20 protein-coding genes are annotated in these 25,199 nt (G+C 71.3%); 10 read left to right on the top strand and 10 right to left on the bottom strand.

Going from position 1 to position 25,199, the window contains the following annotated elements; genetic code table 11:
- Positions 1 to 37: 37 nt before the first annotated feature.
- Positions 38 to 2,566 (top strand): type 1 periplasmic-binding domain-containing protein, encoded by a 2,529-nt coding sequence (locus tag OU416_RS32120; protein WP_270930818.1) that lies wholly within the window; start codon positions 38 to 40, stop codon positions 2,564 to 2,566.
- A gap of 3 nt (positions 2,567 to 2,569) precedes the next feature.
- Here OU416_RS32120 and OU416_RS32115 read toward each other — a convergent pair whose 3' ends face one another.
- The 3 genes from OU416_RS32115 to uvrA all read right to left on the bottom strand — a co-directional run bounded on the left by OU416_RS32115 (position 2,570) and on the right by uvrA (position 7,641).
- Positions 2,570 to 3,013, bottom strand: coding sequence for an SRPBCC family protein (locus tag OU416_RS32115; RefSeq protein ID WP_270930817.1), 444 nt, complete (start codon positions 3,011 to 3,013; stop codon positions 2,570 to 2,572).
- Between the two features lie 117 nt (positions 3,014 to 3,130).
- A complete protein-coding gene (locus OU416_RS32110) occupies positions 3,131 to 4,585 on the bottom strand; it encodes an alanine/glycine:cation symporter family protein (protein ID WP_270930816.1) in 1,455 nt (484 codons plus the stop codon).
- A 194-nt stretch (positions 4,586 to 4,779) separates the two neighbouring features.
- The gene (gene uvrA / locus OU416_RS32105) at positions 4,780 to 7,641 is read right to left on the bottom strand and encodes an excinuclease ABC subunit UvrA (protein ID WP_270930815.1); all 2,862 of its coding nucleotides are present in this window, start codon (positions 7,639 to 7,641) and stop codon (positions 4,780 to 4,782) included.
- A 324-nt stretch (positions 7,642 to 7,965) separates the two neighbouring features.
- On the opposite strand from uvrA, the gene OU416_RS32100 reads away from it, so the two are divergent.
- From OU416_RS32100 to OU416_RS32070, 7 genes are all read left to right on the top strand, one after another.
- Entirely contained in the window at positions 7,966 to 8,715 is a 750-nt protein-coding gene (locus tag OU416_RS32100) for a maleylpyruvate isomerase N-terminal domain-containing protein (RefSeq protein ID WP_270930814.1), read from the top strand.
- 154 nt (positions 8,716 to 8,869) lie between these two features.
- Entirely contained in the window at positions 8,870 to 10,075 is a 1,206-nt protein-coding gene (locus OU416_RS32095; RefSeq protein ID WP_270930813.1) for a cation:proton antiporter, read from the top strand.
- 78 nt (positions 10,076 to 10,153) lie between these two features.
- Entirely contained in the window at positions 10,154 to 10,651 is a 498-nt protein-coding gene (locus OU416_RS32090) for a DUF7144 family membrane protein (protein ID WP_270930812.1), read from the top strand.
- Between the two features lie 59 nt (positions 10,652 to 10,710).
- Positions 10,711 to 11,388: an MBL fold metallo-hydrolase gene (locus OU416_RS32085; RefSeq protein WP_270930811.1), complete on the top strand. Its 678-nt coding sequence runs from the start codon at positions 10,711 to 10,713 to the stop codon at positions 11,386 to 11,388.
- Positions 11,385 to 11,762 (top strand): DUF4440 domain-containing protein, encoded by a 378-nt coding sequence (locus tag OU416_RS32080; RefSeq protein WP_270930810.1) that lies wholly within the window; start codon positions 11,385 to 11,387, stop codon positions 11,760 to 11,762. Before OU416_RS32085 ends, OU416_RS32080 begins: the two co-directional genes overlap by 4 nt.
- 67 nt (positions 11,763 to 11,829) lie before the next feature.
- Positions 11,830 to 12,888: an AI-2E family transporter gene (locus OU416_RS32075; RefSeq protein WP_270930809.1), complete on the top strand. Its 1,059-nt coding sequence runs from the start codon at positions 11,830 to 11,832 to the stop codon at positions 12,886 to 12,888.
- 131 nt (positions 12,889 to 13,019) lie between these two features.
- Positions 13,020 to 13,970, top strand: a complete 951-nt coding sequence (locus tag OU416_RS32070; protein ID WP_270930808.1) for a PrsW family intramembrane metalloprotease — start codon at positions 13,020 to 13,022, stop codon at positions 13,968 to 13,970.
- Positions 13,971 to 13,973: 3 nt separating this feature from the next.
- Here OU416_RS32070 and OU416_RS32065 read toward each other — a convergent pair whose 3' ends face one another.
- The gene (locus OU416_RS32065) at positions 13,974 to 15,770 is read right to left on the bottom strand and encodes an alkyl/aryl-sulfatase (RefSeq protein ID WP_270930807.1); all 1,797 of its coding nucleotides are present in this window, start codon (positions 15,768 to 15,770) and stop codon (positions 13,974 to 13,976) included.
- Between the two features lie 108 nt (positions 15,771 to 15,878).
- Here OU416_RS32065 and ligD point away from each other — a divergent pair, with 108 nt between their 5' ends.
- Positions 15,879 to 16,877 carry a non-homologous end-joining DNA ligase gene (gene ligD, locus OU416_RS32060; protein ID WP_270930806.1) on the top strand — a complete coding sequence of 333 codons (999 nt, stop codon included), beginning with the start codon at positions 15,879 to 15,881 and terminating at the stop codon, positions 16,875 to 16,877.
- Positions 16,878 to 16,994: 117 nt separating this feature from the next.
- On the opposite strand, the gene OU416_RS32055 is transcribed toward ligD, so the two are convergent.
- Positions 16,995 to 17,411, bottom strand: coding sequence for a DUF2871 domain-containing protein (locus OU416_RS32055; protein WP_270930805.1), 417 nt, complete (start codon positions 17,409 to 17,411; stop codon positions 16,995 to 16,997).
- A 139-nt stretch (positions 17,412 to 17,550) separates the two neighbouring features.
- Complete coding sequence (locus tag OU416_RS32050) at positions 17,551 to 20,184, bottom strand: helix-turn-helix transcriptional regulator (RefSeq protein ID WP_270930804.1); 2,634 nt, start codon at positions 20,182 to 20,184, stop codon at positions 17,551 to 17,553.
- 155 nt (positions 20,185 to 20,339) lie between these two features.
- Between OU416_RS32050 and OU416_RS32045 the strand changes: the two genes are divergently transcribed.
- Positions 20,340 to 21,005, top strand: a complete 666-nt coding sequence (locus OU416_RS32045) for an esterase/lipase family protein (protein ID WP_270930803.1) — start codon at positions 20,340 to 20,342, stop codon at positions 21,003 to 21,005.
- Positions 21,006 to 21,115: 110 nt separating this feature from the next.
- Here the strand turns inward: OU416_RS32045 and bla are convergent, their stop codons facing one another.
- The 4 genes from bla to OU416_RS32025 form a co-directional block, all read right to left on the bottom strand.
- The gene (bla, locus tag OU416_RS32040; protein WP_270930802.1) at positions 21,116 to 22,015 is read right to left on the bottom strand and encodes a class A beta-lactamase; all 900 of its coding nucleotides are present in this window, start codon (positions 22,013 to 22,015) and stop codon (positions 21,116 to 21,118) included.
- A gap of 162 nt (positions 22,016 to 22,177) precedes the next feature.
- The gene (locus OU416_RS32035; RefSeq protein WP_270930801.1) at positions 22,178 to 23,068 is read right to left on the bottom strand and encodes a serine hydrolase; all 891 of its coding nucleotides are present in this window, start codon (positions 23,066 to 23,068) and stop codon (positions 22,178 to 22,180) included.
- The gene (locus OU416_RS32030) at positions 23,065 to 23,922 is read right to left on the bottom strand and encodes a LysR family transcriptional regulator (protein ID WP_270930800.1); all 858 of its coding nucleotides are present in this window, start codon (positions 23,920 to 23,922) and stop codon (positions 23,065 to 23,067) included. Before OU416_RS32030 ends, OU416_RS32035 begins: the two co-directional genes overlap by 4 nt.
- 72 nt (positions 23,923 to 23,994) lie before the next feature.
- The gene (locus tag OU416_RS32025; RefSeq protein WP_270930799.1) at positions 23,995 to 25,197 is read right to left on the bottom strand and encodes a heparan-alpha-glucosaminide N-acetyltransferase domain-containing protein; all 1,203 of its coding nucleotides are present in this window, start codon (positions 25,195 to 25,197) and stop codon (positions 23,995 to 23,997) included.
- Between the last annotated feature and the right edge of the window lie 2 nt (positions 25,198 to 25,199).

The raw sequence follows: 25,199 nt of genomic DNA, 5'->3' as shown, positions 1-25,199 counted from the left end.
CGGTCGCTGGTGATCACGTGATTCACCGGGGGTGTGCATGACGGAAGCGACCACAGGACAAGGGATTCCGGTCGCGCAACTTCCCTCGCGCCTCGGGTGGCGCTGGATCCGGAACAAGCGCCTGGAGACGATCCCGGACCAGCCGATCGTCCACCTGCTGCGCGAGAAGAACCCGGGTGCGCTGGTGGACCAGCTGTCGGACCACCTCGGCGCCGTCGTCCCGCACGTGGTGCTCGACGTCGGCGCCGATCCGGCCGAAACCCAGCGCGGGAAGTCGGTCCAGGTGCGCAAGCTCCTGGACCACGCCGCGCTGGGGCTGCGCGACGCCGATTCGTGGCCGCGGATCGGCAAGCTGCGCTTCCGCCGCTACGCGCTGCTGAGCTGGCTGCTGAAGAAGAACCTGCCGCCGGCGAACCTGTCCCGGGCACCGCACTCGGACGCCCGGCACCTGCTGCGCGAGTACCTCAGCAGCCGGCGGCCGCGGCGCACCCAGCAGGAGGAGCAGCTGGAGACCCAGGGCTGGGAGCTGGCCGCCCAGAACCTGCCCTGGTACCTGTACCTGCTGTCGCTGGTGTTCTTCCCGGTCTACTACGCGTGGTGGATGCGGGCGGGGCGCGTCGCGCGCTGGTTCATGCGGCAGCCCTACCTGTCCCCCGGCGAGTCCGCCGACTTCCCCAGCTTCGCCCAGCGCCTGATCGCCACGCCGTCGCGCTTCGAGAACGCCGAGCAGGTGCGGAAGCTGCTGGTGCACGCCTTCCTGGCCGACCTCGCCGACTCCTACAAGCGGCGGCTGTGGCGGTGGAAGTGGGTGCCGAAGGACTGCTACCCGGTCCTCCTGCTGCGCAACCTCCGCGCCGAGAGCACCGGCAAGCTGCTGGTGCGCCTGATCAACGACGTCCGCAACGAGACCGGTGTGCGGGACCCGCTCCTGGTCATCGGAGCGGGCACCGCCGCCCTGCCGGACGAACCGCTGAACGAGGCGGTGACCCTGGAGCAGTGGTCGGCGCAACTGCAGAACGCGCGCCGCCGCCGCTCGTCCACCGCCTGGTACGTGCCGGTGCAGGTGGCCGACGAACCGAGCAATCTCGACGACGAAGCCTCGGTGCCGCTGGGCCAGGTCGACCTGCCGCTGAAGCGCTCCCGGCTGGTGCGCCGCGTCCCGTCCATCGTCGTGGTGCTCCTGCTGCTCGGCGGCACCGGCGCCTACGCCGAGCAGTACTTCGGCCCGTGCGGTCAGCTCATGCCGTGGCGCAACGCCGGGATGTGGGCCGAGGGCGACGAGTGCGTCGGCCTCTCCGACGGCAGCTTCGAGTTCACCAAGCAACTGCCGCCCGGCGGGGACAACAAGGTCGAGACGGACTTCCTCGCCGACTTCACCAACGCCCAGGAGCAGATCAAGAGGCAGAACAACGACATCGACTTCCAGCGCGGTCAAGAACCGGACCGCCCGTCGGCGACGATCGTCTACTTCAGCACGCTGTCGGCGCCGAAGCTGTACTCCTCGACGCTCAACGGGGTCCGCGAGGAGCTCAGGGGCCTGGCCGCGGCGCAGCGCAGCGCCTCGATGAACGGCGGGCCGCTGATCCGCATCGAGCTCGCCAACGGCGGGGACCGCATGAAGCACGGACGCGCGGTCGCCGAGCAGATCGTCGAGTTCGCCAAGCGCGCGAAGGACTCGGACTCACCGGTGATCGGCGTCGTCGGGCTCGGCGGCAGCTGGGCAGGCACCGAGGAGGCCATCAAGCGGCTGGGCGCCGCCGGACTGCCGATGGTGGGCACGACGACCTCGGCGGACCAGTTCCAGCAGACCAGCAAGCTCTACCACCAGGTCGGGCCGGACAACCGGCAGCAGGCGCAGTTCATCAAGGGCTACCTCGACAGGTTCCACCCGGGCAAGAACCTCACGGTCTACTACTCGGGTTCGACCGACGACCTCTACAGCCCGAACCTGGCCGAGGACCTGACGAAGGCCTACCAGCCGCGGCCGGCCACCCGGATCCGGTTCTCCGCGGAGAGCCGGATCAACTGCGGCGAGCAGGAGGTGGCCTTCTTCACGGGGCGCGCCGACGAGCTCCGCACCTTCCTCACCACCTTGCGCAACACCTGCAATCCCGGCAGCGGCGCCTTCCCGCACGTGATGGCGGGCGACGACATCACCAAGTTCATGCTCCGCGACGAGCTGGACGCGAGCGTGACCGGAAACCTGGAGTACACCTCGTTCTACGGCAAGACCAGCGAAGACACGGGCGTCGAGCTGGAAGGACGCGCATCGCTGGCCCACGACGCGTTCAACGTCCTCAACCGCGCGCTGGTCAACGTCGTGGGCGCCCGCGTCCCGCCCGAGAAGAGCGAGAGAGGAGTCCCGACGGACGGCCTGTCGGTGTGGCGCGGCATCGCCGAGATCAAGGCGCCCGACAAGCCGCTCTTCGGCATCACCGGACACCTCGACTACGCGGGCGGGTCCGGGCAGGTGCCGGTGCAGAAGCGGATCTCGATCATGCGCGCGGCCGGGAAGAACGCGCCCTATCCCGTCTGGACCTGCGAGAACGGGCGCTGCGAGCCGTAGCCGTCAGTCCCGGTGCTCCTCGACGTGGGACTTGAGGCGCCGCAGGGTGGCTTCGATCGAGCGGAGGTTCTGCGCGGGAAGGCCGGTCCGGGCGACGAGCTTCGGCAGCATCGCCGCGTAGTCGAAGGTCTCGGTGACCCTGGTCGCCTCGCCCTCCGGCTCCAGCTCGTAGCGCCAGCGGGCGGGCATCGCGTGCCGCCAGGCGATCAGCCGGTTCTCCTCGTACTCCACCACGGTGTTGGTGATCCGGTAGCCGATGCCCTTGCGCATCCGCATGCCGAACCTCGAGCCGAGCACCAACCGCTCCGGTCCGCTGATCTCCCCCTGCACGGTGCCGGAACCGTCGATGACCGAATGCTTCCGGGGATCGGCCAGCACCGCGAACACCACCTCGGCCGGAGCGTTCACGACCGTGCTGCTGGACACCGAGAACTCGTTCTGCGCCATGGATCCGAACCTAATGGCCGCCGGTAACGAGCCGGGCACGGCCGCGAGGTCCCGGGCCGGAAACGACACCGCGGGCGGGTGCTCCCGAAGAGCGCCCGCCCGCAGTGCGGAATGAGATCAGCTCGCCGAGGCCTTCTCCGGCTCGGTCGCCTTGGGCTCCCAGCACTCCACGCCGGTCAGCTCCGGCAGGCGGTCCCGGGTGAAGACCGGGTCCAGGCCCTGCTTGCGCTGCTCGTTGTAGTCCTTGAGGAGCTTGAACGCGATCGCGCTCAGCGGGGCGATCGCCGCCAGGTTCACCAGCGCCATGATGCCCATCGTGGTGTCGGCCAGGTTCCAGACCAGGTCCGAGGAGCCGATCGCGCCCAGGAACGTCACCACCAGCACGACCCACCGGTAGCCGGTCATCACCGCGCGGTTGCGGGTCAGGAAGCCGACGTTGGACTCGCCGTAGAAGTAGTTGCCCAGCACCGAGGTGAACGCGACCAGCAGGATGATCAGCGTCAGCAGGTGCAGCGACCAGTTGCCCAGGTTGAACTGCAGCGCTTCCTGGGTCAACGTCGGGCCGCGGTTCTCACCGTAGGTCGGGTTGGACAGCAGCACGATGAACGCCGTGGTGGAGCAGACCAGCAGGGTGTCGACGTAGACGCCGAGGGTCTGCACCAGGCCCTGCTTGACCGGGTGGCTCACCGAGGCGGTGGCACCGGCGTTCGGGGCCGAGCCGAGACCGGCCTCGTTGGAGAACATGCCGCGTCGCACGCCCTGCACGATCGCCGCGCCGACACCGCCTGCCGCGATCTCCTCGAAGCCGAAGGCGCTGGCGAAGATCTGGCCGAACACGGCGGGCAGCGCGTCGATGTTGAGCACCACGATGATCAGGCCCAGGATCATGTACAGGCCGGCCATGAACGGCACCAGCAGCTGCGCGACGTGCGCGATGCGGCGCACCCCGCCGAAGATGACCGCGGCGGTCACCGCCACCAGGGCCAGGCCCAGCACCGGCTCCAGCCAGCCCATCCCGGTCGCGCCGGTGGCCTCCACCGAGGTCATGATCGCGCCGACGATGGTGTTGCTCTGCACCGCGTTGAACACGAAGCCGAAGGTGACCGTGATGACCACCGCGAAGAGCACGCCCATCCACTTGGCGCGCAGGCCGTGCAGCATGTAGTAGGCCGGACCGCCGCGGAAGCCGGACTTGTCGCGCACCTTGTACAGCTGGGCCAGGGTGGACTCCACGAAGCTGGCCGCACCGACGACCAGGCCCATGATCCACATCCAGAACACCGCGCCGGGCCCGCCCAGCGCGATCGCGGTGGCCACGCCGGCGATGTTGCCGGTGCCGATCCGGGCGGCCGCGGAGATCGCGAACGCCTGGAACGACGAGATCGCCTTCTTGCCGTCCTCGGCCACCTCGGCCTTGCCGACCATCGCGCGGACCATCTCCGGGATCATCCGGATCTGCACCGCACCGGAGCGGACCGTGAAGTACAGGCTCAGCACGGCCAGCACCGGAATGATCAGGTAGAGCCAGAACGTGTCGTTCAGCGCGACGATCGCGTCGTTGAGCGCTTCCACGTAAAACCTTTCCGCAGGGGTGGTGCGGAGCATCGACGTTCCCGCGCACGTCGAGGTCGACGCGCCCGTCAAAGATCACCGCTCGTTTCGGTCGGCACAGTCTGGCCGATGGTTGGGCGCAGAGCCCGGTGCCGTGGCGGAAAGGTTACAAAACGAGGCCCGCGCCGAACGGCGCAGGGCCCCGTTTTCGCAGATCAGCCCTCTGCCAGCACCGGGGCGAGGAATCGGCCGGTGTGACTTTCGTCGATGGCCGCCAGGTCCTCCGGGGTGCCCTCGGCCACCAGCGTTCCGCCGCCGCTGCCGCCTTCCGGCCCCATGTCCAGCACCCAGTCCGCGGTCTTGATCACGTCCAGGTTGTGCTCGATCACGATCACCGTGTTGCCCTTGTCCACCAGGCCGTTGACCACGCCGATCAGCTTGCGGATGTCCTCGAAGTGCAGCCCGGTGGTCGGCTCGTCGAGGATGTAGACCGTCTTGCCGGTGGAGCGCTTCTGCAGCTCGCTGGCCAGCTTCACGCGCTGCGCCTCACCACCGGACAGCGTCGGCGCCGGCTGGCCCAGCCGCACGTAGCCCAGCCCGACGTCCACCAGCGTCTTGAGGTGCCGGTGGATGGCGGTGATCGGCTCGAAGAACGTCGCCGCCTCCTCGATCGGCATGTCCAGGACCTCGGAGATCGTCTTGCCCTTGTAGTGCACCTCCAGGGTCTCCCGGTTGTACCGGGCGCCCTTGCACACCTCGCACGGGACGTAGACGTCGGGCAGGAAGTTCATCTCGATCTTCAAGGTGCCGTCGCCCGCGCAGGACTCGCAGCGGCCGCCCTTGATGTTGAAGGAGAACCGGCCCGGCTGGTAGCCGCGCACCTTCGCCTCGGTGGTCGCCGCGAACAGCTTGCGGATGTGGTCGAACACACCGGTGTAGGTGGCCGGGTTCGACCGCGGCGTGCGGCCGATCGGCGACTGGTCGACCTGCACCAGCTTGTCCACGTGCTCCAGGCCCTTGACCCGGGTGTGCCGCCCCGGCACCTGGCGGGCGCCGTTGAGCTTGTTCGCCAGCACCGACGCGAGGATGTCGTTGACCAGCGTGGACTTGCCCGAACCGGACACGCCGGTGACCGCGGTCAGGCAGCCCAGCGGGAACGACACGTCGATCTTGCGCAGGTTGTGCTCGCGCGCGCCGACCACGGTCAGCTGGCGCTTGCGGTCGGGGACGCGGCGCAGCTCCGGCACCGGGATCTGCTTGCGCCGGGACAGGTAGGCGCCGGTCAGCGACTTCTTGTTCTCCAGCAGCTTCTTGTAGGTGCCGCTGTGCACCACCTGACCGCCGTGCTCGCCCGCGCCGGGGCCGATGTCGACCACCCAGTCCGCGCTGCGCACGGTGTCCTCGTCGTGCTCCACGACGATCAGCGTGTTGCCCAGGTCGCGCAGCCGGCTCAGCGTCTCCAGCAGCCGGTGGTTGTCGCGCTGGTGCAGGCCGATCGACGGCTCGTCGAGCACGTAGAGCACGCCGACCAGGCCCGAGCCGATCTGGGTGGCCAGCCGGATGCGCTGCGCCTCACCACCGGAGAGGGTCCCCGCCGCGCGGTCCAGCGACAGGTAGTCCAGGCCCACGTCGAGCAGGAAGCCCAGCCGCGCCTGCACCTCCTTGAGCACCGCACCGGCGATCATCTGCTCGCGCGGCCCGAGCACCAGGCCGTTGAGGAAGTCCGAGCACTCCTGCACGCTCAGCGCGCTGACCTCGGCGATGGACAGCTCGCCGGCGTCCGCGCCCGCCATGGTCACGGCCAGGATCTCGGGCTTGAGGCGGGTGCCGTCGCAGGCCGGGCACGGCACGTCCCGCATGTAGCCCTCGTACTTCTCGCGGGCGAAGTCGGACTCGGTCTGCTCCAGCCGCCGCTCCAGGAACGGGATGACGCCCTCGTAGTTGGCGTAGTAGGAGCGGGTGCGCCCGTAGCGGTTCTTGTAGCGGACGTGCACCTGGTCGTTGCTGCCGTGCAGCACCGCCTTCTTGACCTTGGTGGACAGCTGCCGCCACGGGGCGTCCATCCGGAACCCGATGGACTCCGACAGCGAGGTCAGCAGCCGGGTGAAGTACTCCGCGGTGTGCCCGCCGGCCCACGGGGCGATCGCGCCGTCGGCCAGCGACAGCTCCTCGTCGGGCACCACCAGCTCGGGGTCGACCTCCTTGCGGATGCCCAGCCCCGCGCACTCCGGGCACGCGCCGTAGGGCGAGTTGAAGGAGAAGGAGCGCGGCTCCAGCTCGTCCACGCCCAGCGGGTGGCCGTTCGGGCAGGCCAGGTTCTCGGAGAACTTGCGCTCCCGGCCCGGGTCGTCCTCGTCGAGGTCGATGAACTCGATGAGCACCAGCCCGTCGGCCAGCCGCAGCGCGGTCTCCACCGAGTCGGTCAGCCGCTGCTTGGCGCCGGCCTTGACGGTGAGCCGGTCCACGACCACCGCGATGTCGTGCTTCTCCTGCTTCTTCAGCTTCGGCGGCGCGTCCAGCGAGTGCACCACGCCGTCGATGCGGGCGCGGGCGTAGCCCTGCGACTGCAGCTGCTCGAACAGGTCGACGTACTCGCCCTTGCGGCCGCGCACCACCGGCGCCAGCACCTGGAACTTGGCCCGGTCGGGCATCTCCAGCACCTGGTCGACGATCTGCTGCGGGGTCTGCTTGCTGATCGCCTCCCCGCAGGTCGGGCAGTGCGGTTTGCCCGCCCGCGCGTACAGCAGGCGCAGGTAGTCGTAGACCTCGGTGATGGTGCCCACCGTGGACCGCGGGTTGCGGCTGGTGGACTTCTGGTCGATCGACACCGCCGGGGACAGGCCCTCGATGAAGTCCACGTCGGGCTTGTCCATCTGGCCGAGGAACTGCCGGGCGTAGGCGGACAGCGACTCGACGTAGCGGCGCTGCCCCTCGGCGAAGATGGTGTCGAACGCCAGGCTCGACTTGCCGGAGCCGGACAGGCCGGTGAACACGATCAGGCTGTCCCGGGGCAGATCGAGGTCGATCCCGCGCAGGTTGTGCTCACGGGCGCCGCGGACGACGAGGCGGTCAGCCACAGTGATCCCTTCGGAAGTACTTGCGTTGAGGTCGACGCGCGCCGCTGCGCGCCGGGCGCGAGAACCCGGTCTTCGACAGGTCGCGACGTCGCGTCGCCCATGCTATTCGGGGCCACCGACAGTCCCGGATCGCCTGCGCCCCACATCCGGCGCAACCCCCGATCTGCACCCGATCGTGTGACATCCGAAGCGGTTGGCCGACGACACTCCCGACGATACGCAAATTCCCCCGGATTGGGCACTGTTGCCCCTGTGGCCTGCGCAATTAGGCTCGATATCTCCCATCGCGCTCCGCGCACCCCTCCCCTCCGCGAGGTGGAACCCATGGCTGACACCGTCCTCGGCACCGGCGCGCAGCTCGCGCGCGAAGTCACCGATCAGCTGGCCGCGGTGGACCGCGCCACCGAACGGCTGCTGCGCACCGTGGGCAGCCTGGACGAGGTGTCGGTGCGACAGCCCAGCCTGCTGCCCGGCTGGAGCCGCGCGCACGTGATCGCCCACCTGGCGCGCAACGCCGACGGGTTCAGCAACCTGCTGATCTGGGCGCGCACCGGGATCGAGCACGCGATGTACGCCAGCGGCGACGACCGGGACGAGGCCATCGCCGAAGGCGCCCAGCACAGCCACCGCCTCCTGTACGAGGACCTGACCGCCTCCTGCGACCGCTTCGCGCACGCCGCGCGGGAGCTGCCGGAGAGCGCGTGGACCGCCGAGATCGCCGATGCCGTCGGCGATCCGATGCCCGCCCACCACATGCTGCGGCTGCGGCTGCTGGAGGTGTGGGTGCACCTGGTCGACCTGGACCACGACGTGGACTTCGCCGACATCCCGCCGCGCGACGCCGAACAGCTGCTGGAGGACGTCGCGCAGCAGTTCGGCGGCCGCCCGGACGTCCCGGCGCTGGCGGTGGAGGTCGACTTCGGCGACCACCGCCGCACCTGGGAGCTCCGCGGCACCACGGCCCCGCCGAGCCGGGTCGGCGGCGAACCCGGCCCGATGCTCGGCTGGCTCCTCGGCCGCACCGACGCCTCCGACCTCCACGGCGAGGCCCCGGACCTCCCCGACTGGCTCTGACCTCCCGCAGGGTGTCAATTTCGTACGAAATTGACGCAGCCCCTCAGTCGGCTGGCGATCGTGGGACACCCGTCCGGGTGACGTTGATCAGCGGTCGGGCGAAGGGCGGCTTAGGTTCCCCGGCGACCTCGGTGGCCGACCCGGTGGAGGACCGATGCCGCAGACGACGCTGGTGAGCTTCGCCGTCATCGTGGCCGCCACCGCGGTCGCGCCGCTGATCACCGACCACGTCAAGCGGTGGATCGCGATCCCCTCGGTGGTGCTGGAGATCCTGCTCGGCATCCTCATCGGCCCGCAGGTGCTCGGCTGGGCGGGCGTGGACGACGTGATGGGCTTCGTCGCCGACTTCGGCCTGGCGATGCTGATGTTCCTGGCCGGCTACGAGCTCAAGATCGACGAGGTGCGCGGCAAGCCGATCCGGCTGGCCTCGGTGGGCTGGCTGATCTCGCTGGTGCTGGGCCTGGGCTTCGGCGCGCTGGTGCACGGGTGGGCGTTCGCCTCGCTGATCATCGGCCTGGCGCTGACCACCACCGCGCTCGGGACCACGCTGCCGATGGTCCGCGACGCCGGGCTGCTGCCCACTCCCCTGGGCGCCCGGGTGCTGGCCGTGGGCGCGGCGGGCGAGTTCGGGCCGATCATCGCGGTGGCGCTGCTGTTCAACGACCAGAGCCCGGCGCGCACCGTGCTGTTCCTGCTGGCCTTCGGCGTGGTGGCGGCCCGCCTGCTGTGGGTGGCGGCGAACCGCCGGTCGGGGCGGATCAGCAGGCTGGTGCGCACCACGCTGGGCACCAGCGCCCAGTTCGCGGTGCGGCTGTGCATGGTCGTCGTGGTGTTCATGCTGTGGCTCGCCGGGACCCTGGGCCTGGACCTGCTGCTCGGCGCGTTCGTGGCGGGGCTGGTGGTGCGCCTGTTCCTCGACGCGGGCGATCCCGAGGAGGGCGCGGTGGTGGAGAGCAAGATCGAGGCGATCGGCTTCGGGTTCCTCATCCCGTTCTTCTTCGTGGTCAGCGGCATGCGCTACGACCTGGACGCGCTGCTGGCCACGCCGAGCGCGATCGCCCTGCTGCCGGTGTTCCTGGTGCTGTTCCTGGTGATCCGCGGGCTGCCGGTGCTGGCCCTGCACCACCGCGACCTGCCGGTCCGGCCGCGCTGGACGCTGGCGCTGCTGGCCTCGGCGGCGCTGCCGCTGGTCGTGGTGATCACCACCATCGGCACCGACGCCGGTCTGCTGCCCACGAGCACGGCTTCGGCCATGGTCGGGGCGGGCATGATCAGCGTGCTGGTCTTCCCGCTGATCGCGCTGCGGCTGGTCCGCGACGAGCAGCCCGGCCCCCACCCCGCGGATCCCGAGCTCCGCTGAGCTCCGTGCTGCGCCGTTCGCCCGATCGCGCGACATTGGCAGCGGAAGTCATCGAGTTCGCAGAGGGGGGCGCTCACGATGTCCAGTCCGCAGACCGAGCCCGGTTCCGGCAGGCAGGAGGCCGAGGCGAAGCAGGCCGAGGAGCAGGCGCAGGCTCCGGAGCAGCAGAAGCAGTGGGCGATGACGTCCGCACCGGAGGCCACCGCGATGTCCGGGTGGCTGGCCTTCGCCGGTTCGCTGATCCTGCTGGTCGGGATCTTCAACATCATCGAGGGACTGACCTCGCTGTTCCGCACCGACTACTTCATCGTCGGCGAGAGCCAGCTGCTGGTCTTCAACTTCGTCGCGTGGGGCACGATCTTGCTGGTGCTCGGCGTCCTGCAGGTGGCCACCGGCGTGGGGTGCATGTACGAGCAGGCGTGGGCCCGCACCACCGGTGTCGTGCTGGCCGCGCTGTGCGCGATCGGGCACCTGGCGTTCCTGGCCGCGTTCCCGCTGTGGTCGCTGCTGGTGATCGCGCTGTCCGTGCTGGTGATCTACGGCCTGGTCGTCCCGGCCAAGAACACCGCGCCCTGACCGGCTCGCACCGCACCGCCGCGCGAGGTGGCCGGGCAGCGGTCTCTAAGCTCGGCGGTGTGGAGATCGAAGCTGAGTACACGGGACACGTCGAGCCCGGTGGGAACCCGGCTCGCCGGGAGCTGGCCGCGCTGACCATCACGAAGATCTCGGTCGGCCCGATGGACAACAACGCGTACCTGCTGGTGTGCCGCAACACCGGCGACGCGCTGCTGATCGACGCCGCCAACGAGTCCGAGAAGCTGGCCGACCTGCTCGGCCACGACGCCCAGCGCCCCCGGCTGCGCACCATCGTCACCACCCACCAGCACGCCGACCACTGGCAGGCGCTGGGCTCGGTGGCGGGCCAGACCGGGTGCTTCACGCTGGCGCACCCGGCCGACGCCGAGCCGCTGCCGGTGCCGCCGGACCGCCTGGTCGAGCACGGCGACACCATCGCGGTGGGCGACTCGGAGCTGTCGGTGATCCACCTGCGCGGCCACACGCCGGGCTCGATCGCGCTGCTCTACCGCGACCCGGAGGGCCACCCGCACCTGTTCACCGGCGACTCGCTGTTCCCGGGCGGGGTGGGCAAGACCAGCTCGCCGGAGAACTTCCGGTCGCTGATCGACGACGTGGAGAACCGCCTGTTCGCCGAGCTCCCGGACGACACCTGGTTCTACCCCGGCCACGGCGACGACTCGACGCTCGGCGAGCAGCGCCCCCACCTCGCCGAGTGGCGCGAGCGCGGCTGGTGAGCGACGTCGGTGCGGAGGTCGAGCGCCTGCACCGGCTGCTGGCGGACTGGCTCGGTGCGGACTGCGACGCCGCGGTCCTCACCGAGTTCCGCGACTCGCACGCCGAGGACTTCACGCTGATCACCACCGAGGGCGCGGTGCTGACCGCCGAGGAGCTCTTCACCGCGCTCGCGGGCGCGCGCAACTCCGCGCCGGGCCTGGCCATCGGCGTGGACGAGATCGCGATCGTCGCGGAGAGCCCGGAGTTCACCGTCGTCCGCTTCCGCGAAGCCCACCGCCGCGACGGCACCAGCACCGTCCGCCGGACCACGGCGGTCCTGCGCCGCACGCCTGGTGGGCTGCGCTGGCAGCACGTGCACGAGACCGCGGCCTGATCCACGGGCGGGTTCGCGGGCGCTGCCGGATCCTGTTGGGACGTCGTCGGCAGGAGGCTCGTGCGTCATGGCCGGTCCAGGTCCGAGCGGGCAGCCGCCCGCGAACCCGTCCCTGCTGCGGCACGCCCAGATCGCCTGCGTCTACCTCGCGGTCGCGGCGCTGGCGGTGCTGGCCTACGCGGCTCGGAACATGCTCGTGCTGATCTTCGTCGGGTTCTTCCTCGCGCTCGGCGTGGAGCCGGTGGTGGCGTGGTTGCAGCGGCACCGCTGGCGGCGCGGCATGGCGATAGCCGCGGTCATCCTCGCCGTCGTGCTGCTGGTCGGGCTCGTGGTGCTGTTCGCGGTCCTGCCCGCGATCGGCCAGCTCGGCCACTTCGCGGCGCAACTGCCCGATCTGCTGTCCCGGCTGGGCGTGCGGCTGGGTGACCACCAGCTGCGCGCCACCCTCGACGATCCCGCCGTCCACGACAAGGTGCGGGAAGCCGTCGAGAAGGGCGCCGCGTTCCTGGCGAGCGCGCTGGGCGCCGGGTTCGCCGTCATCGGCACCTTGCTCGGGGGCGTCTTCGCGGCCTGCACCGCCGGTGCCCTGCTGGTCTACTTCTCGCTCGCCATGCCCCGGTTGCAGGGCGCGATGACGCGCGCCGCGGCCAAGCACCCCGGCCGCCCGGAAGCGATCCTCTCCGCCATGAGCCGGGTCGGCGGCTACGTCACCGGCCAGGCCCTGGTGTCGCTGTGCGCGGGCGCGGTGTCGTTCGTGTTCTTCCTGATCGCGGGAATCCCCTACCCCGCGCTCCTGGCGCTCGTGGTCGCCGCGCTCGACGCCGTCCCGCAGATCGGCGCGACGCTGGCGTCGGTGGCGGGAATCCTGGTGGCGCTGTCGCAGAGCCTGTCCCTGGCCGTGATCACGCTGCTCTTCTTCATCTGCTACCAGGCGTTCGAGAACTACCTGATCGCACCCAGGGTCTTCGCCCGCACCGTCGAGCTGAGCCCGCTGGCGGCCTTCGTGGCGATCCTCCTCGGCGGCTCGCTGGCAGGAGTCCTGGGCGCGCTGATCGCCCTCCCGATCACCGCCGCCCTGAAAGTCCTCTACCGCCAGGCCCGAGCCGAACGCGCCACCACGACCTGACCGTCCACATGCACCGGTCGCGACCGCGGGTGAGACTCCGGGATGACGGTGCCACCGCGACCGGGGAGGTCCGAGCATGACACCCCCTGTGCCAACCCCAGCCCTGCTCAACCGCACCTCAGGGGACCGTGATGCAACCCAGCCACAAGAAACCGCACAACGCAAGATCACTTCCGAACGCAACCACCACTGAAAATCGCGGAGAGGCGGGACAGTGGCTGCACATCTTCTGGGTCGGGCTGGTGCTGTGGGCGCTCAGCGTCGTGGTCACCGCGCTGACCGGCAACCCCGCGCTGCTGCCGACCGTCGTGCTGCTGGGCAGCTTCCTGGTGCCGGTCTCGTTCGTGACGTGGCTGTCCGGCAAGGGCTCCGCCGAGGTCACCCTCGGCCGGGTCGTGGAGGGCTTCGTCGTCGGCGGGGTGCTCGGCGTGCTGGCGGCCTCGCTGCTGGAGACCTACCTGCTGTCGCCGTCGGTGTGGATGTACCTCGGCGTCGGGTTGATCGAGGAGCTGGTCAAGGTCCTGGCGCTGATGTACGTGGCGCGCGGGATGGCGCACCGCACGCTGCGCGGCGGGCTGCTGCTCGGCGCCACCGTCGGATTCGGCTTCGCAGCCTTCGAAAGCGCCGGTTACGCCCTCAACGCCCTGATCACCCGGCACGGCCTCTCGCTGTGGCAGGTGGTGGAGACCGAGATCCTGCGCGGCATCCTCGCGCCGGTCGGCCACGGGCTCTGGACGGCGATCCTCGGCGGTGTCCTGTTCGCGGCGACGCGCGCCGGCCGCTGGCGCCTCACCGGCGGCGTGGTGCTCGCGTACCTGGGCGTTGCGGTGCTGCACGCGCTGTGGGACTCGATGCGCGGCATCGCGCTGGTGCTCGTCGTGGTGCTGACCGAGACCCGCGGCCAGCGAGCGGCTCTGGAGCTCGGCTACGTGCCCAGGCCGACCGACCAGCAAGCCCACTTGTTCACCGTGTTCAACGGAGCAGGCCTGATCATCGTCAGCGTTCTGGGCCTCCTCTGGCTGGCCGCACTGCGCAACCGCCTGCCCGACCCCGAACCGGCGCACGTCCCGACCGGCCGCTGACGGTCACGGCCGGGCGATCGGGAAGTTCGGGTCCGGGTCGTCCAGGAGGTTCTGGAGGGTGGTCAGGGCCGCGCGGTCTCCCCGGTGGTCGATGCCTTCCTGGTCGCCTCCGGTGAGCAGGGCGAGGAGCTGCTGCTTGGTCAGCGTGAGGGTCAGGTCCGGAGATGGTGGTTCGCGGATCGGCTCCTGGACGAGGGCGCCGTTGGACAACGTCGTCCGGACGTGGTCGTCGGTGTCGGTCACGTGCCAGTCGATGGCCAGCTCCGCGGTCGCCGCGCGCGGGCCGTCGACGCGGATCGCCACCGAGTCCAGGAGCTGTTCGACCGTCAGCGCCGCCAGGATCGCTCCCGAGATGCTGATCTCCATCGGCGTGATGCCCTCGCGGAGCTCCTGCGCGGCGGTCAGGTAGGAGTTGCGCCAGGTGGCGTTCTCGGCACCGAAGCCGAGCCGCTGGTAGACCTCGGCGAGCAGGTCACCGGCGGCGGTGTGGTCGGGCTCGGCGAACACCGCGTGCTTGAGCAGCTGGGCGGCGAAGCGCAGGTCGCCCGCGGCGGCGTACTCGGCGGCCTTCTCCACCACCCGGTCCGCGCCGCCGATGCAGTCGACGTAGCGCTTCGCCGATTCCTCCGGCGGGTGCTCCCACAGCGAGGCCGGGTTGCCGTCGTACCAGCCCATGTAGCGCTGGTAGATCGCTTTGACGTTGTGGCTGACCGATCCGTAGTAGCCGCGGGCGTGCCAGGCCGCTTCCAGCGCCGGGGGCAGTTCGAACCGCTCGGCGATCTCGGTGCCGGTCCAGCCGAGGTTGATCCGGCGCAGCGTCTGGTCGTGCAGGTAGGCGTAGAGGTCGCGCTGCTCGGTCAGGTGCTTCTTGACGCGGTCGCGGCCCCAGGTGGGCCAGTGGTGCGAGGCGAACGCGACCTCGACGTCGTCGGCGAACTCGGCGATGGCCTCGGTGAGGTACCGCGCCCAGTTCCGGGCGTCGCGGACCTCGGCTCCGCGCAGCGTCAGGACGTTGTGCATGGTGTGCGTGGCGTTCTCGGCCATGCACAGCGCGCGGTGGTCGGGGAAGTGGAAGTTCATCTCCGCGGGTGCCTCGGTGCCCGGGGTGAGCTGGAACCGGATGGGCACGCCGTCGACGACCTCCCGCTGCCCGGTGCGCGTGATGTCGAGCGTGGGCGGGAGCAGCGAGACCCTGCCCACCGAGATGCCCTGGCCCAGTCCCGTGCCGACCTGGCCGTGCGGGCCCTTCGCCAGCAGCGCGCCGTACATGTAGTTGCCGCGGCGGGTCATGGCGGTCCCGGCGTAGACGTTCTCCGACACCGCGTGCTCCATGAAGCCCGCCGGGGCCAGGATCGGCACCTCGCCGGACACCACGCCCTCGACCCCGCCGAAGTGGTCGACGTGGGAGTGCGTGTAGATCACCGCCGTGACCGGCCGGTCGCCGCGGTGCACCCGGTACAGCGCCAGCCCCGCGGCGGCCGTCTCCACCGAGATCAGCGGGTCGATCACGATGACGCCCCGCTCGCCCTCCACCAGGGTCATGTTGGACAGGTCCAGGCCGCGGACCTGGTAGATGCCCGGCACCACCTCGTAGAGGCCCTGCTTGGCGCACAGCTGGGACTGCCGCCACAGGCTCGGGTGCACCGACGGCGGGCAGTCGTCGCGCAGGAAGGCGTAGGCGTCGTCGTCCCACACCGCGCGCCCGCGCCCGTCGGTGACGACACCGGGTTCGAGCGCGGCGATGAAGCCCCGGTCGGCGTCCTCGAAGTCGGTGCGATCGGCGAAGGGCAGCTCGCTCACCGGACACCCCCATCAATCGGCGAACATCCGACCAGTACAACCGCTGGTCCGCGGGCTCGCAGCCCGGAACCGGCTGCGGTCGGGGGTGGCGGGTCCTAGGCTGGCCGGGTGGCTGATTCGGTGGTGCTGGAGTTCGGGGAGACCGAGGTGTCGGTGTCGCACCCGGACAAGGTGTTCTTCAGCAAGCGCGGTGAGACCAAGCTCGACCTGATCCGGTACTACCAGGCCGTGGCCGGGCCGCTGCTGAGCACGGTGCAGGGCCGCCCGCTGCTGCTGGAGCGGTATCCCGACGGGGCGAGCGGCAAGTCGTTCTTCCAGAAGCGGGTGCCCAAGTCCGCGCCGCCGTGGCTGCGGACCACCGTGGTGTCCACGCCCAACGGCACCACCAGCGACGCGCTGGTCGCCGCCGATCTGGCGCACATCGCCTGGGCGGTGAACCTCGGCTGCCTGGGCTTCCACGTCTGGCCCTACCACGCCGACGCGCCCGCGGTCACCGATGAGCTGCGCATCGACCTCGACCCGTCGCCGGGCGTCACGTTCCCGCAGGTGGTCGAGGCCGCCCAGCTGACCCGGCAGCTGCTGGCCGAGCTCGGCATCGAGGCGCAGGTGAAGACCTCCGGCTCGCGCGGCCTGCACATCTACTCCGCGCTGGAACCGCGGTGGGACAGCTACGAGGTTCGCGCCGCCGCGGTGGCGCTGGCCCGCGAGCTGGAACGCCGCCACCCCGACCTGATCACCGCCAAGTGGTGGAAGGAGGAGCGGGGTTCCCGGGTGTTCGTCGACTACAACCAGAACGCCCCGCACAAGACCGTTTTCGGCGCCTGGTGCGTGCGCCCGCGGGTGGGCGCGCAGGTGTCCACGCCGATCTCGTGGGACGAGCTCGGCACCGTCGAACCGGATTCGCTGACCATCGCCACCGTCCCGGCCCGGCTGGCCGAGCTCGGCGACCCGTGGGCGGGCCGGCGGCCGCAGTCGATCGAACCGCTGCTGGAGCAGTCGGCCCGGGACATGGCCGCCGGCCTGCAGGACGCACCGTGGCCGCCGGTCTACCCGAAGCAGCCGAACGAGCCACCGCGAGTAGCACCGAGCCGCGCCAAGCGCGACTGATTCAGTGATTCCAGACTCGTTTTGCGTAGCGGTGCGGGTAGCGGAACCTCAGAGGTTCCCTGGACTGCGGGTGCCCAGCCTTATGTATGACCAGCCTGAAGTGCGGAATCAAACCGACTAGCGGGCTTCTGCTCGTGCGGGCAGGACCTTGCGCAGGGCCAGGAACAGGTGGACGAGGCCGACGGTGATCAGGATGTGGCCGAGTCCGGCGATGCCCGAGATCGCCGCCGAGCTCTCCGCTCCGAGCACCGTCATGGTGCCGTGCACCAGCATCATCGCCGCGGTGAGCGCCAGCCCGCTGTTGTAGAACCAGAAGAACAGCGTGAACAGCCGGTTGCCGGAGAGCCCGAAGGCCTTGTCCAGCGCCAGCACCACCAGGAAGAACAGCATGCCCAGCGCGAGCAGGTGGGTGTGCGCCACCGCCAGCTGGGTGTCGCCGGTGAACTCCTGGGCCTTGGTCAGCTCGCGGTAGTACAACCCGGCCGCCAGCCCGAGGACCAGGTAGCTCAACGCGGCCCAGTAGACCTTCTTCATCGCCGATGCGCTTCCTTCCCTGCGGTCGCCGTCTGCACCTCCACTGTGGTCGCCGACCGCGCTCGCGCGCATCGATCCGGGGATCGGTCGCCGGGAACCGAAAGCGGCACCGCGGAATCAACCGTTCGAACGATGCGCGTCAGCTCACGAGCTTGGCCAGCTGGACCCGGGAGCGGACACCGAGCTTGGTGAAGATGTTGCGCAGGTGGTGGTCGACGGTGCGGTGGCTGATGTAGAGGCGTTCCGCGATCTCCCGGTTCGTCGCGCCTTCCGCGACCAGCCGGCAGATCTCCGCCTGCTGCGGGGTCAGGTCCTCGCCGGGGGCGAGTGCGCGCCGGGGCGTGCCGACCCCGGCCGCGCGCAGCTCCGCACCGGCCTGCTCCGCCCAGCTGTTCGCGCCGAACTGCTCGAAGATCGCGTAAGCCTCGCTGAGCAGTTCGCGGGCCTGCCGGGGTTTGCGCCTGCGGCGCAGCCGCTTGGCGTAGAGCAGCTCGGTCCGGGCGAGTTCCACCGCTGCGCCACTGCTGCGGTGCAGTTCGATCGCGGCGCGGAAGCGTTCGTCCGCGTCCGCCCCGGTTTCCGCGATCAGCGCGTGGCAGCGGTGCGACAGCGCCATCCTGGTCCGGCTGCCGGTCGTGCTGGCCCAGTCGTCGAAGGCGTCCAAGGTGCGGCGGGCGCGGGCTCCTTCGCCGCAGTCGACCGCGGATTCCACCAGGTGCGGCGCGGCCAGGACGCGCACGACCGTGTTGATCCGGCCCGAGCCCGGTGCGGCCGAGCACAACCTGCGCACCGCGTCGGCCGACCGGCCCGACGCCAGCTCCGCGCAGCCCAGAGCCCACATGCTGAACGCCCCCGGCCGCCCCAGCCCACGGCTGGCGACGCCGTCGCCGAACGCCGCGTCCAGGCGGCCGCGCGCCGTCTCGTGGTCGCCGCGCAGCGCTGCGGCCAGGGCCAGCAAGGCGAGGTGGTCGATGGCGACGTTGCGCTGATCGGTGGCGCGGGCCACCCGCAGCCCCTCGAGCGCGCCGGTTTCGGCGTCGTCGTACCGGTCGAGCAGCAGCGCGGAGAGCACCAGGTACACCAGCGCCCACGGCAGCTGGGCCGTTTCACCGCGATCCTTGGCCGCGGCCACGGCGCGATGCGCCATGTCGTGCGCGAGCACCGGGTCGCCGAGCGCGAAAGCCGCTTGGCCGGCCAGGATTCGGCTGAGCACGGCCTCCTGCTCGTCGACCAGCTCCAGCACCCGCCGCAACGCCGGGACGGCCGCCGCGTGCCGGCCGCGGAACGTCGCGGCCATGCCGCGCACGTGCTCGAAGATCAGTGTCTCAGCCGGGCCGTCGTGCGGGCTCCGCAGCCGCTCGGCCCGTGCCGCGACGGCGAAGAGGCGCTCGTGGTCACCGGAAACGCAGTTCGCCTCCGCGGCCAGGGCCAGCGCGGTCGCCGCCATGGCCCGATCGGTGCCGATCAGCCGGTCCGCGGCGCGGAGCAGGTCGTGGTGCGCCGCGCCGGGCATGCCGTCGCGCAGCGCCACCTCGCCGAACACGAAGTCGGCCACCCCGCGCCACCGGGCCGAGGCGGGCAGCGGGCGTGCTCGATCGATCAGCGCCAGCGCGCGCCGCGGCTGACCGGACAGCTGCGCGTCCCGGCTCGCCGCCAACAGGTGCTGGGCCCGCTGGTGCGGGTCCACCGCCAGCTCGGCCGCCTTCGCCGCCGCGTCCGCCGCGGCGGCGTGGTGGCCGGCGCGGCGTGCCGATCGCGCCGCTCGGGCGAGGTGCGCGGGCAGATCGCCGATGTCGCGATCACCTGCCCGGTGCTCGTGCCAGGCGACCTGCACCGGGTCGGTGCTCGCCCGCGCGAGGTGGCGGTGCGCTTCGCGCAGCAGCTCCGGCGGGAGATCCGCGCGCAGGCAGGACTTCGCGAACTCGTTGGGCATCCGCACCCGGTCGCCGACCACCACGACCAGGCCGGAGCGTTCCGCCTCGGCCAACCCGTCCACGGGGAACGCGACCGCCGCCAGGTCGTGCTCGGCCGCTGCGGCCCGCGCGATCACGGTGCCGGCGGACTCCGGTAGCTCACGCACGGCGCGGCGCAATCCCGCGCGCAAACCGCTGCTGTGCGGCAGCAGTCGCGGAACGGGTTCCAGTCCTGCGCGCTGCTCGGCGGAAAGCGCGGTCGCAGCCTCGACGAGTGCGCGCGGGTTCCCGCCCGCGCGCCGCGCGATCTCGTCCACCACCACTGGATCCAGCGCGGGGCCGAACCGGTCGGCGAGCAGGTGGCGACCCGTTTCGTCGTCGAGTTCGGTGAGCCGCAGCTGAGGTATGCCGATCAGCTGCCCGTCGGCGGTCACCGGATCGGCGGCGAACACCAGCAGGACCTCCTCCGCACCCACCCGCCGCGCGGCGAATGCCAGCACCCGCAACGACTCTGAGTCCAAATCGGACGCGTCGTCCACGCAGCAGAGCAGCGGGCCGTCCTGCGCGCGGACGAACAGCGCTTCCTCAGCGCGCTCATCCGCGGCGAGCCGGTGGCCCGCGCTGCGCAGCAAGCGGTCCAGGGCTGCCAGCGGGATCTCGCGCTCCGGCGGAACCCCGTCGACGTGCGCCGTCCGGAACCCGGCAGCGATGCGGCGGACGTGGTCCAGCAACGCGGACTTGCCCGCGCCCGCGGCGCCGGTGATCACGAGCGCGCCACCGCGCTGCGCCAGCAAGCCGCGCAGGACGGCCGATTCCCGTTCCCTGCCCCGCAGCACGGGGTCGACTGCGCTGTCCGACATGGGGTCAGTGTGCGGGTGGGATCGCCGCCGGGAAACACGCCCAACGTCGTAACCGCGGTCATCCGGCGCGCGGACTGGTGATTTCGCCGATGCCCGGAACGCACCGGGGGCGCGAAGCTCTCCGCCATCCGTTCCCGCTCAACGAGGAGGGCCGCATGCGTCGGCTGATCGGTGTTCTTCTGGCGTGCACGGCATTCGCCGTCTTGGCGCCGACCGCCCCTGCCAGCGCGGCGGGTTCGCACCCCGTCGTCTTCGTCCACGGTTACACCGGCAGCGACTCCAACTGGACGGCTGCCGAGGCGTACTTCCGCGCCAACGGTTACGACCAGTCGGACCTGCACGCGTTCGAGTACGACTGGAGCCAGTCCAGCGAGCGCAGCGCCGCCGAGCTGGGCGCGTTCGTCGACCGGGTGCTGGCCGAGACCGGGGCGGAGCAGGTCGACATCGTCAACCACTCGATGGGCGGGCTCGTCAGCCGCTGGTACCTGAAGGAGCTCGGCGGCCACGCCCAGGTGGCGCACTGGGCGTCGCTGGCGGGCGCCAACCACGGCACCACGGCCGCGAACGCGTGCCTGGTCAACGCCTCGTGCCGGGAGATGGTGCCCGGATCCGCTTTCGAGCAGCAGCTCAACTCCGGTGACGAAACGCCCGGCGACACCGCCTACGCGACCTGGTACTCGCCGTGCGACGGCGTGATCCTCCCCTACCAGAGCACGGCCGTGGACGGTGCCGACAACACCGTGGTCGCCTGCCAGACGCACCTCGGATTCCTCACCGACACCGGCGTGTTCGGCGAGGTGGTCGGCTTCTTCGAGTCCTGAGCCCAGGGCACCCGTGCAACGGATGCCGGTTCCGCGGACTCCAGGACCCGCAGCGCGAGACCGCGGTCGCCCGTCGGCAACCGCGGTTTCCGCGATGGCGCCCGAGCTGGTCAGCGCAGGTGCGCCGCGACCGCGCGGGCGGTGTCGGCGAGCAGCTCGTTGCGGTACTCGTCGTCCTGCCTCGGCCTGGTGCTCATGATCGCGATGACGATCGGCGTGCCGTCCTCGGTCCAGGTGACGCCCGCGTCGTTGCGCGTCCCGTAGTCGCCCGCGCCGGTCTTCTCACCGGTGCGCCAGGTCGGCGGCACCCCGGCGCGGATGCACTCGTCGCCGGTGGTGTTGGCGAGCAGCCACTCGGTCAGCTGGTCGCGCTCCGGTGCCGCGAGCGCGTCGCCGAGCACCAGCGCCCGGTAGCCCGCGGCGAGCCCGGCCGGGGTCGAGGTGTCGCGCTCGTCGCCCGGGATCGCCGTGCCCAGTTCGGTCTCCCACCGGTCCAGCCGGGTGGTCGGATCGCCGATCGAGCGGGCGAACGGCGCGATCGACTGCGGGCCGCCGCGTTCGCGCAGCAGCAGGTTGGCCGCGGTGTTGTCGCTGACCTTCATGGTCGCCTCGCAGAGCGCGCGGACCGTCATGCCGGTGTCCACGTGCTTCTCGGTCTCCGGCGAGTGGCTCACCAGCTCGTCCTTGGTGTAGCGGATGACCTTGTCGAAGTAGCCGCTGTTCAGGCCGTGGTCGCGCAGCAGGGCCGCGACGGCGTAGGTCTTGAAGGTGGAGCACAGCGCGAACCGCTCGTCGGGGCGGTTCACCAGCGTCCGGCCGGTGCGGACGTTGATCGCGTACAGGCCCAGGCGGGCGTCGTAGCGGCGCTCCAGCTCGGCCAGGTCGGGACCGGGCGGGGCAGGAGCGGGCGGCGGAGCTCCCTCGACGGTGCCGCACGCCACCAGTGCCGGAACGGCCAGCAGCGCCCCCAGGACAGCGCGTCGCCCGAGTCGGATTTCGTTGTGCCGCAAGTACTTCTCCGTTCAGTCCGAAGACCGGAAGTCCGGTCGGGACCAATCAAGCAGCACCCGCGCGATCGCGCCAATCCACTGCCGACCGCACGGCGATAGCGGTTCGATATGGCCGCAGCGCGCACCCGGTCGCGACCGGCAGCTACCGGCGGAAAAAATTTCTCAGATCCGCCCGGAGCGCAGGTCGTTGACCGCGACCCAGGCGCACTCCCCGATCGCCGTGTCCACCCGGGGAAGCGCGGAGTCGGCTCGCGCGGCGAGGGTGAACACGGCCACCGCGACCGGCTCCTCGCCCTCGAACTCCACCACCGACACCTCGTTGCGCACCGCACCGACGGTGCCGGTCTTGCCCGCCACCCGCACGCCCTGGAACGGGAAGCCGGAACGCACCCGGTGCAGCCAGATCTGGTTGCCCAGCAGCCGCCGGATGAACGCGCACTGCTGCGGCGAGGCCACCGCGTCGGTCCAGATCAGCTCCAGCAGCCGGGTCATCTCGCGCGGTGTGGTGGCGCTCGCGTAGGCCGGGTCGTAGGCGCTGACGGTGCGCGCGGCGTCGTTGTTGCCCAGCAGCTCGAACGCTTCCGCCGCCGTCGTGGTGCCCAGGTCGCGGACCAGCGAGGCGTGCTGGTCGGCGGTGCCGCCGACCACGCGGGTCCGGCTGAGCCCCAGGTCGTCGAGCACGTCGGCGACCGCGTCCAGGCCGACGGCGCCGAGGATGACGTCCGCGGCGGAGTTGTCGGACACCGCGATCATCGAGGCGGCCAGATCGCGCCAGGACACCGTCACCGGGTCGAGGAACGTCGAGAAGCCGCTCGGGCCCGGCGTGCAGGACGGCGGGTCGATCCGCACCGTCGCGCGCGGGTCGAGGCGGCCGTCGTCGAAGGCCCGGCACATCGCCACCAGCAGCGGCAGCTTGTAGACCGAGGCCGTGACCACCAGCTCGTCGGCGCCGACGCAGATCTCCCGCCCGCCGCCGAACTGCGTCGCGTGCACCCAGCCCTCGGCACCGGCGTCGGCGAGCACCTCGCGGATCCGCCGCTCGACCGGGCTCACCGGTCACCTCGCAGGGACGCCTCGAACGCGGTGCGCACGTCCTCGGCCGCGGACTCCTGCCAGATCAGCCGGACCCGCAGCGCCAGGTCGTCGCCCGCCGGCGCCCGGAGCACGCCCGGGCCGTCCAGCTCCGGGTCGGTGGTCAGCGCGAACGCCCGGCCCGCCGCGACGGCGGTGAGGGCTTCGCGATCACCGGGCGCGGGCAGGAAGTCCGGGTCCAGCCCCTTGGCCCGCAAGGTGTCCACGAGCAGGTCGAACGCGGGCGTGCCGTGGTTGCGCGGGGCGGTCGCGCAGGCCAGGCCGCGCAGGCCGCGGATGGAGGGCTTGCGGTCGGACGGGACCAGCAGCCAGCGCGGGATCTTCAGGACCGGGCCGGGCGTCAGCGCACCGATCAGCGCCGGGTGGTGCACCGCCGCGCAGTCGAGGCGGCCGGCCGCGACCGCTTCGACGAGGTCGGTGGTCGGCGCGGTCGTGGTGATCACGGTGCGGGCGGCCGGGTCCGGTGCCGCGGCGCGCACCGCTGCCGTGCAGGCGGCGACCTGCCGGTCGCTCAGCGCCGGGATGACGCCGATGCGCACCGCGCCGCGGTTCTCCCGCTGCCGCCGGGCTTCCTCCTCGAACTGCTCCGCGCCGTCGAGCAGCGCCCGCGCCCTGGGCAGCAGCTCGGCCCCGGCGGTGGTCAGCTGCACCCCGCGCGATCCCCTGGTGAGCAGGGTGATGCCGAGTCTGGCCTCCAGCCGCTGCACGCCCTGCGAAACCGGCGGCTGGGTCATGCCGAGGCGGTCGGCGGCGTGCCCGAAGTGCCCTTCCTCGGCGACCGCCACGAAGAACCGGAGATGGCGAAGCAGATCCACGGGTCGATCCAATCACTGCCGGACCGGCCGGTGGGCGCCGGCTTCGCGCGGGAAGCCGGCGCCCACCGGGACTCACCGGACGACCAGGTCGGCGGTCCTGGTGGAGGTCCAGTGCAGGACCCGCTCCAGCGGTCCGCGGCCGAGCAGCGGCCGCCACAGCGCGCAGAACACCAGCGAACCCAGCGCGAGGGTGAGCAGCGGCAGCCACGGCTGCCAGCTCAGCCCGACCAGCACCGGCTCCAGCAGCAGGCCCTGCGCGGTGTACACGGTCAGGGCGAGCGCACCGACCGCCGACAGCGGGGCCAGCAGCGTGCGCAGGTGGTCACCCGCGAACAGGCAGAGCGCCAGGACTGCGAGGGCGGCACCGGTCGAAGCGACGATCTCGAACGGAGTGCCGGCGTGCGGGGCGTTGAGCAGCAAGAACGCCGGTGAAGTCGTGGGAACGACGCCGAAGCCCATCATCTGCAGCAGTTCGACGGGTTCCTTGCCGATCTCGGCGGCGATCGGCGCCAGGTTGGTCAGGAACGGCTCCAGGGCGCGGAGGCCGCCGAAAACGTTGAGGGCCAGCCAGGAACTGCCCGCGCCGATCACGGCCAGCACGACACCGCTGATCAGCAGCCGCAGCCGCACCGCCGTCGACCGCAGGTCCAGCCGCCCGACGGCCAGCCCGGCGAACACGAACGGCATCCAGGTCAGCACCGGGTAGGCGCCGTCGAGCAGCAGCCGCTGGAATCCCGCCACCGCGGTGTCCCACGAGGTCAGGTCGGTGAACGACAGGGCGCCGCCCACGGTGTCCGCGCTGGTCCAGGCGCCGCGGATGAAGAAGGACGCGATCGGCCCGGCGATCGCCCACACCGCGGCGAGCACGGCCAGCACCGCGGGGCGCACGCGCAGGAACGGCAGCGCCAGCAGGAAGTAGAGCGCGTAGAACGAGAGGATCACCATCATCTGCGCGCCCAGCTGGGTCAGCACCATGCCGAGCACGAAGAGGACGACCGCGCGCACCGCGATGCGCACCCGGTCCCGGCGCAGCACCGAGCCCTCGTGCGGCCGGCTGCCGCCGGTCAGCAGCGCGAGCGAAACCCCGGCCAGCACGGCGAACAGCACCGAGGCGTGCCCGTTGCCGAGACCCGCCAGGAATTCCGCCGCACCACCGGCGGTCGGGTCGAGCATGGCCGGACCGGCGTGCGCGACGAACATCCCGAGCACCGCCAGACCCCTGGCGATGTCGACGCCGTCGAGGCGGGTGCGGGCTGGGCCCGGGGTGATTCGCACCG

It is taken from the genome of Saccharopolyspora indica (genome assembly GCF_027853965.1).
GTDB classification, from domain to species: domain Bacteria; phylum Actinomycetota; class Actinomycetes; order Mycobacteriales; family Pseudonocardiaceae; genus Saccharopolyspora; species Saccharopolyspora indica.
Note: the sequence above shows the minus strand (reverse complement) of the source record. Positions and strands in the feature narration are given on the sequence as shown.

Excerpts from the sequence above, each read along its gene's own strand:
- OU416_RS32115 (WP_270930817.1), bottom strand. The coding sequence starts at position 3,013 with ATGGCGCAGAACGAGTTCTCGGTGTCCAGCAGCACGGTCGTGAACGCT.
- OU416_RS32095 (WP_270930813.1), top strand. The coding sequence starts at position 8,870 with ATGCCGCAGACGACGCTGGTGAGCTTCGCCGTCATCGTGGCCGCCACC.
- OU416_RS32120 (WP_270930818.1), top strand. The coding sequence starts at position 38 with ATGACGGAAGCGACCACAGGACAAGGGATTCCGGTCGCGCAACTTCCC.
- OU416_RS32070 (WP_270930808.1), top strand. The coding sequence starts at position 13,020 with ATGCAACCCAGCCACAAGAAACCGCACAACGCAAGATCACTTCCGAAC.
- OU416_RS32055 (WP_270930805.1), bottom strand. The coding sequence starts at position 17,411 with ATGAAGAAGGTCTACTGGGCCGCGTTGAGCTACCTGGTCCTCGGGCTG.
- OU416_RS32075 (WP_270930809.1), top strand. The coding sequence starts at position 11,830 with ATGGCCGGTCCAGGTCCGAGCGGGCAGCCGCCCGCGAACCCGTCCCTG.
- OU416_RS32050 (WP_270930804.1), bottom strand. The coding sequence starts at position 20,184 with ATGTCGGACAGCGCAGTCGACCCCGTGCTGCGGGGCAGGGAACGGGAA.
- OU416_RS32045 (WP_270930803.1), top strand. The coding sequence starts at position 20,340 with ATGCGTCGGCTGATCGGTGTTCTTCTGGCGTGCACGGCATTCGCCGTC.
- OU416_RS32100 (WP_270930814.1), top strand. The coding sequence starts at position 7,966 with ATGGCTGACACCGTCCTCGGCACCGGCGCGCAGCTCGCGCGCGAAGTC.
- OU416_RS32090 (WP_270930812.1), top strand. The coding sequence starts at position 10,154 with ATGTCCAGTCCGCAGACCGAGCCCGGTTCCGGCAGGCAGGAGGCCGAG.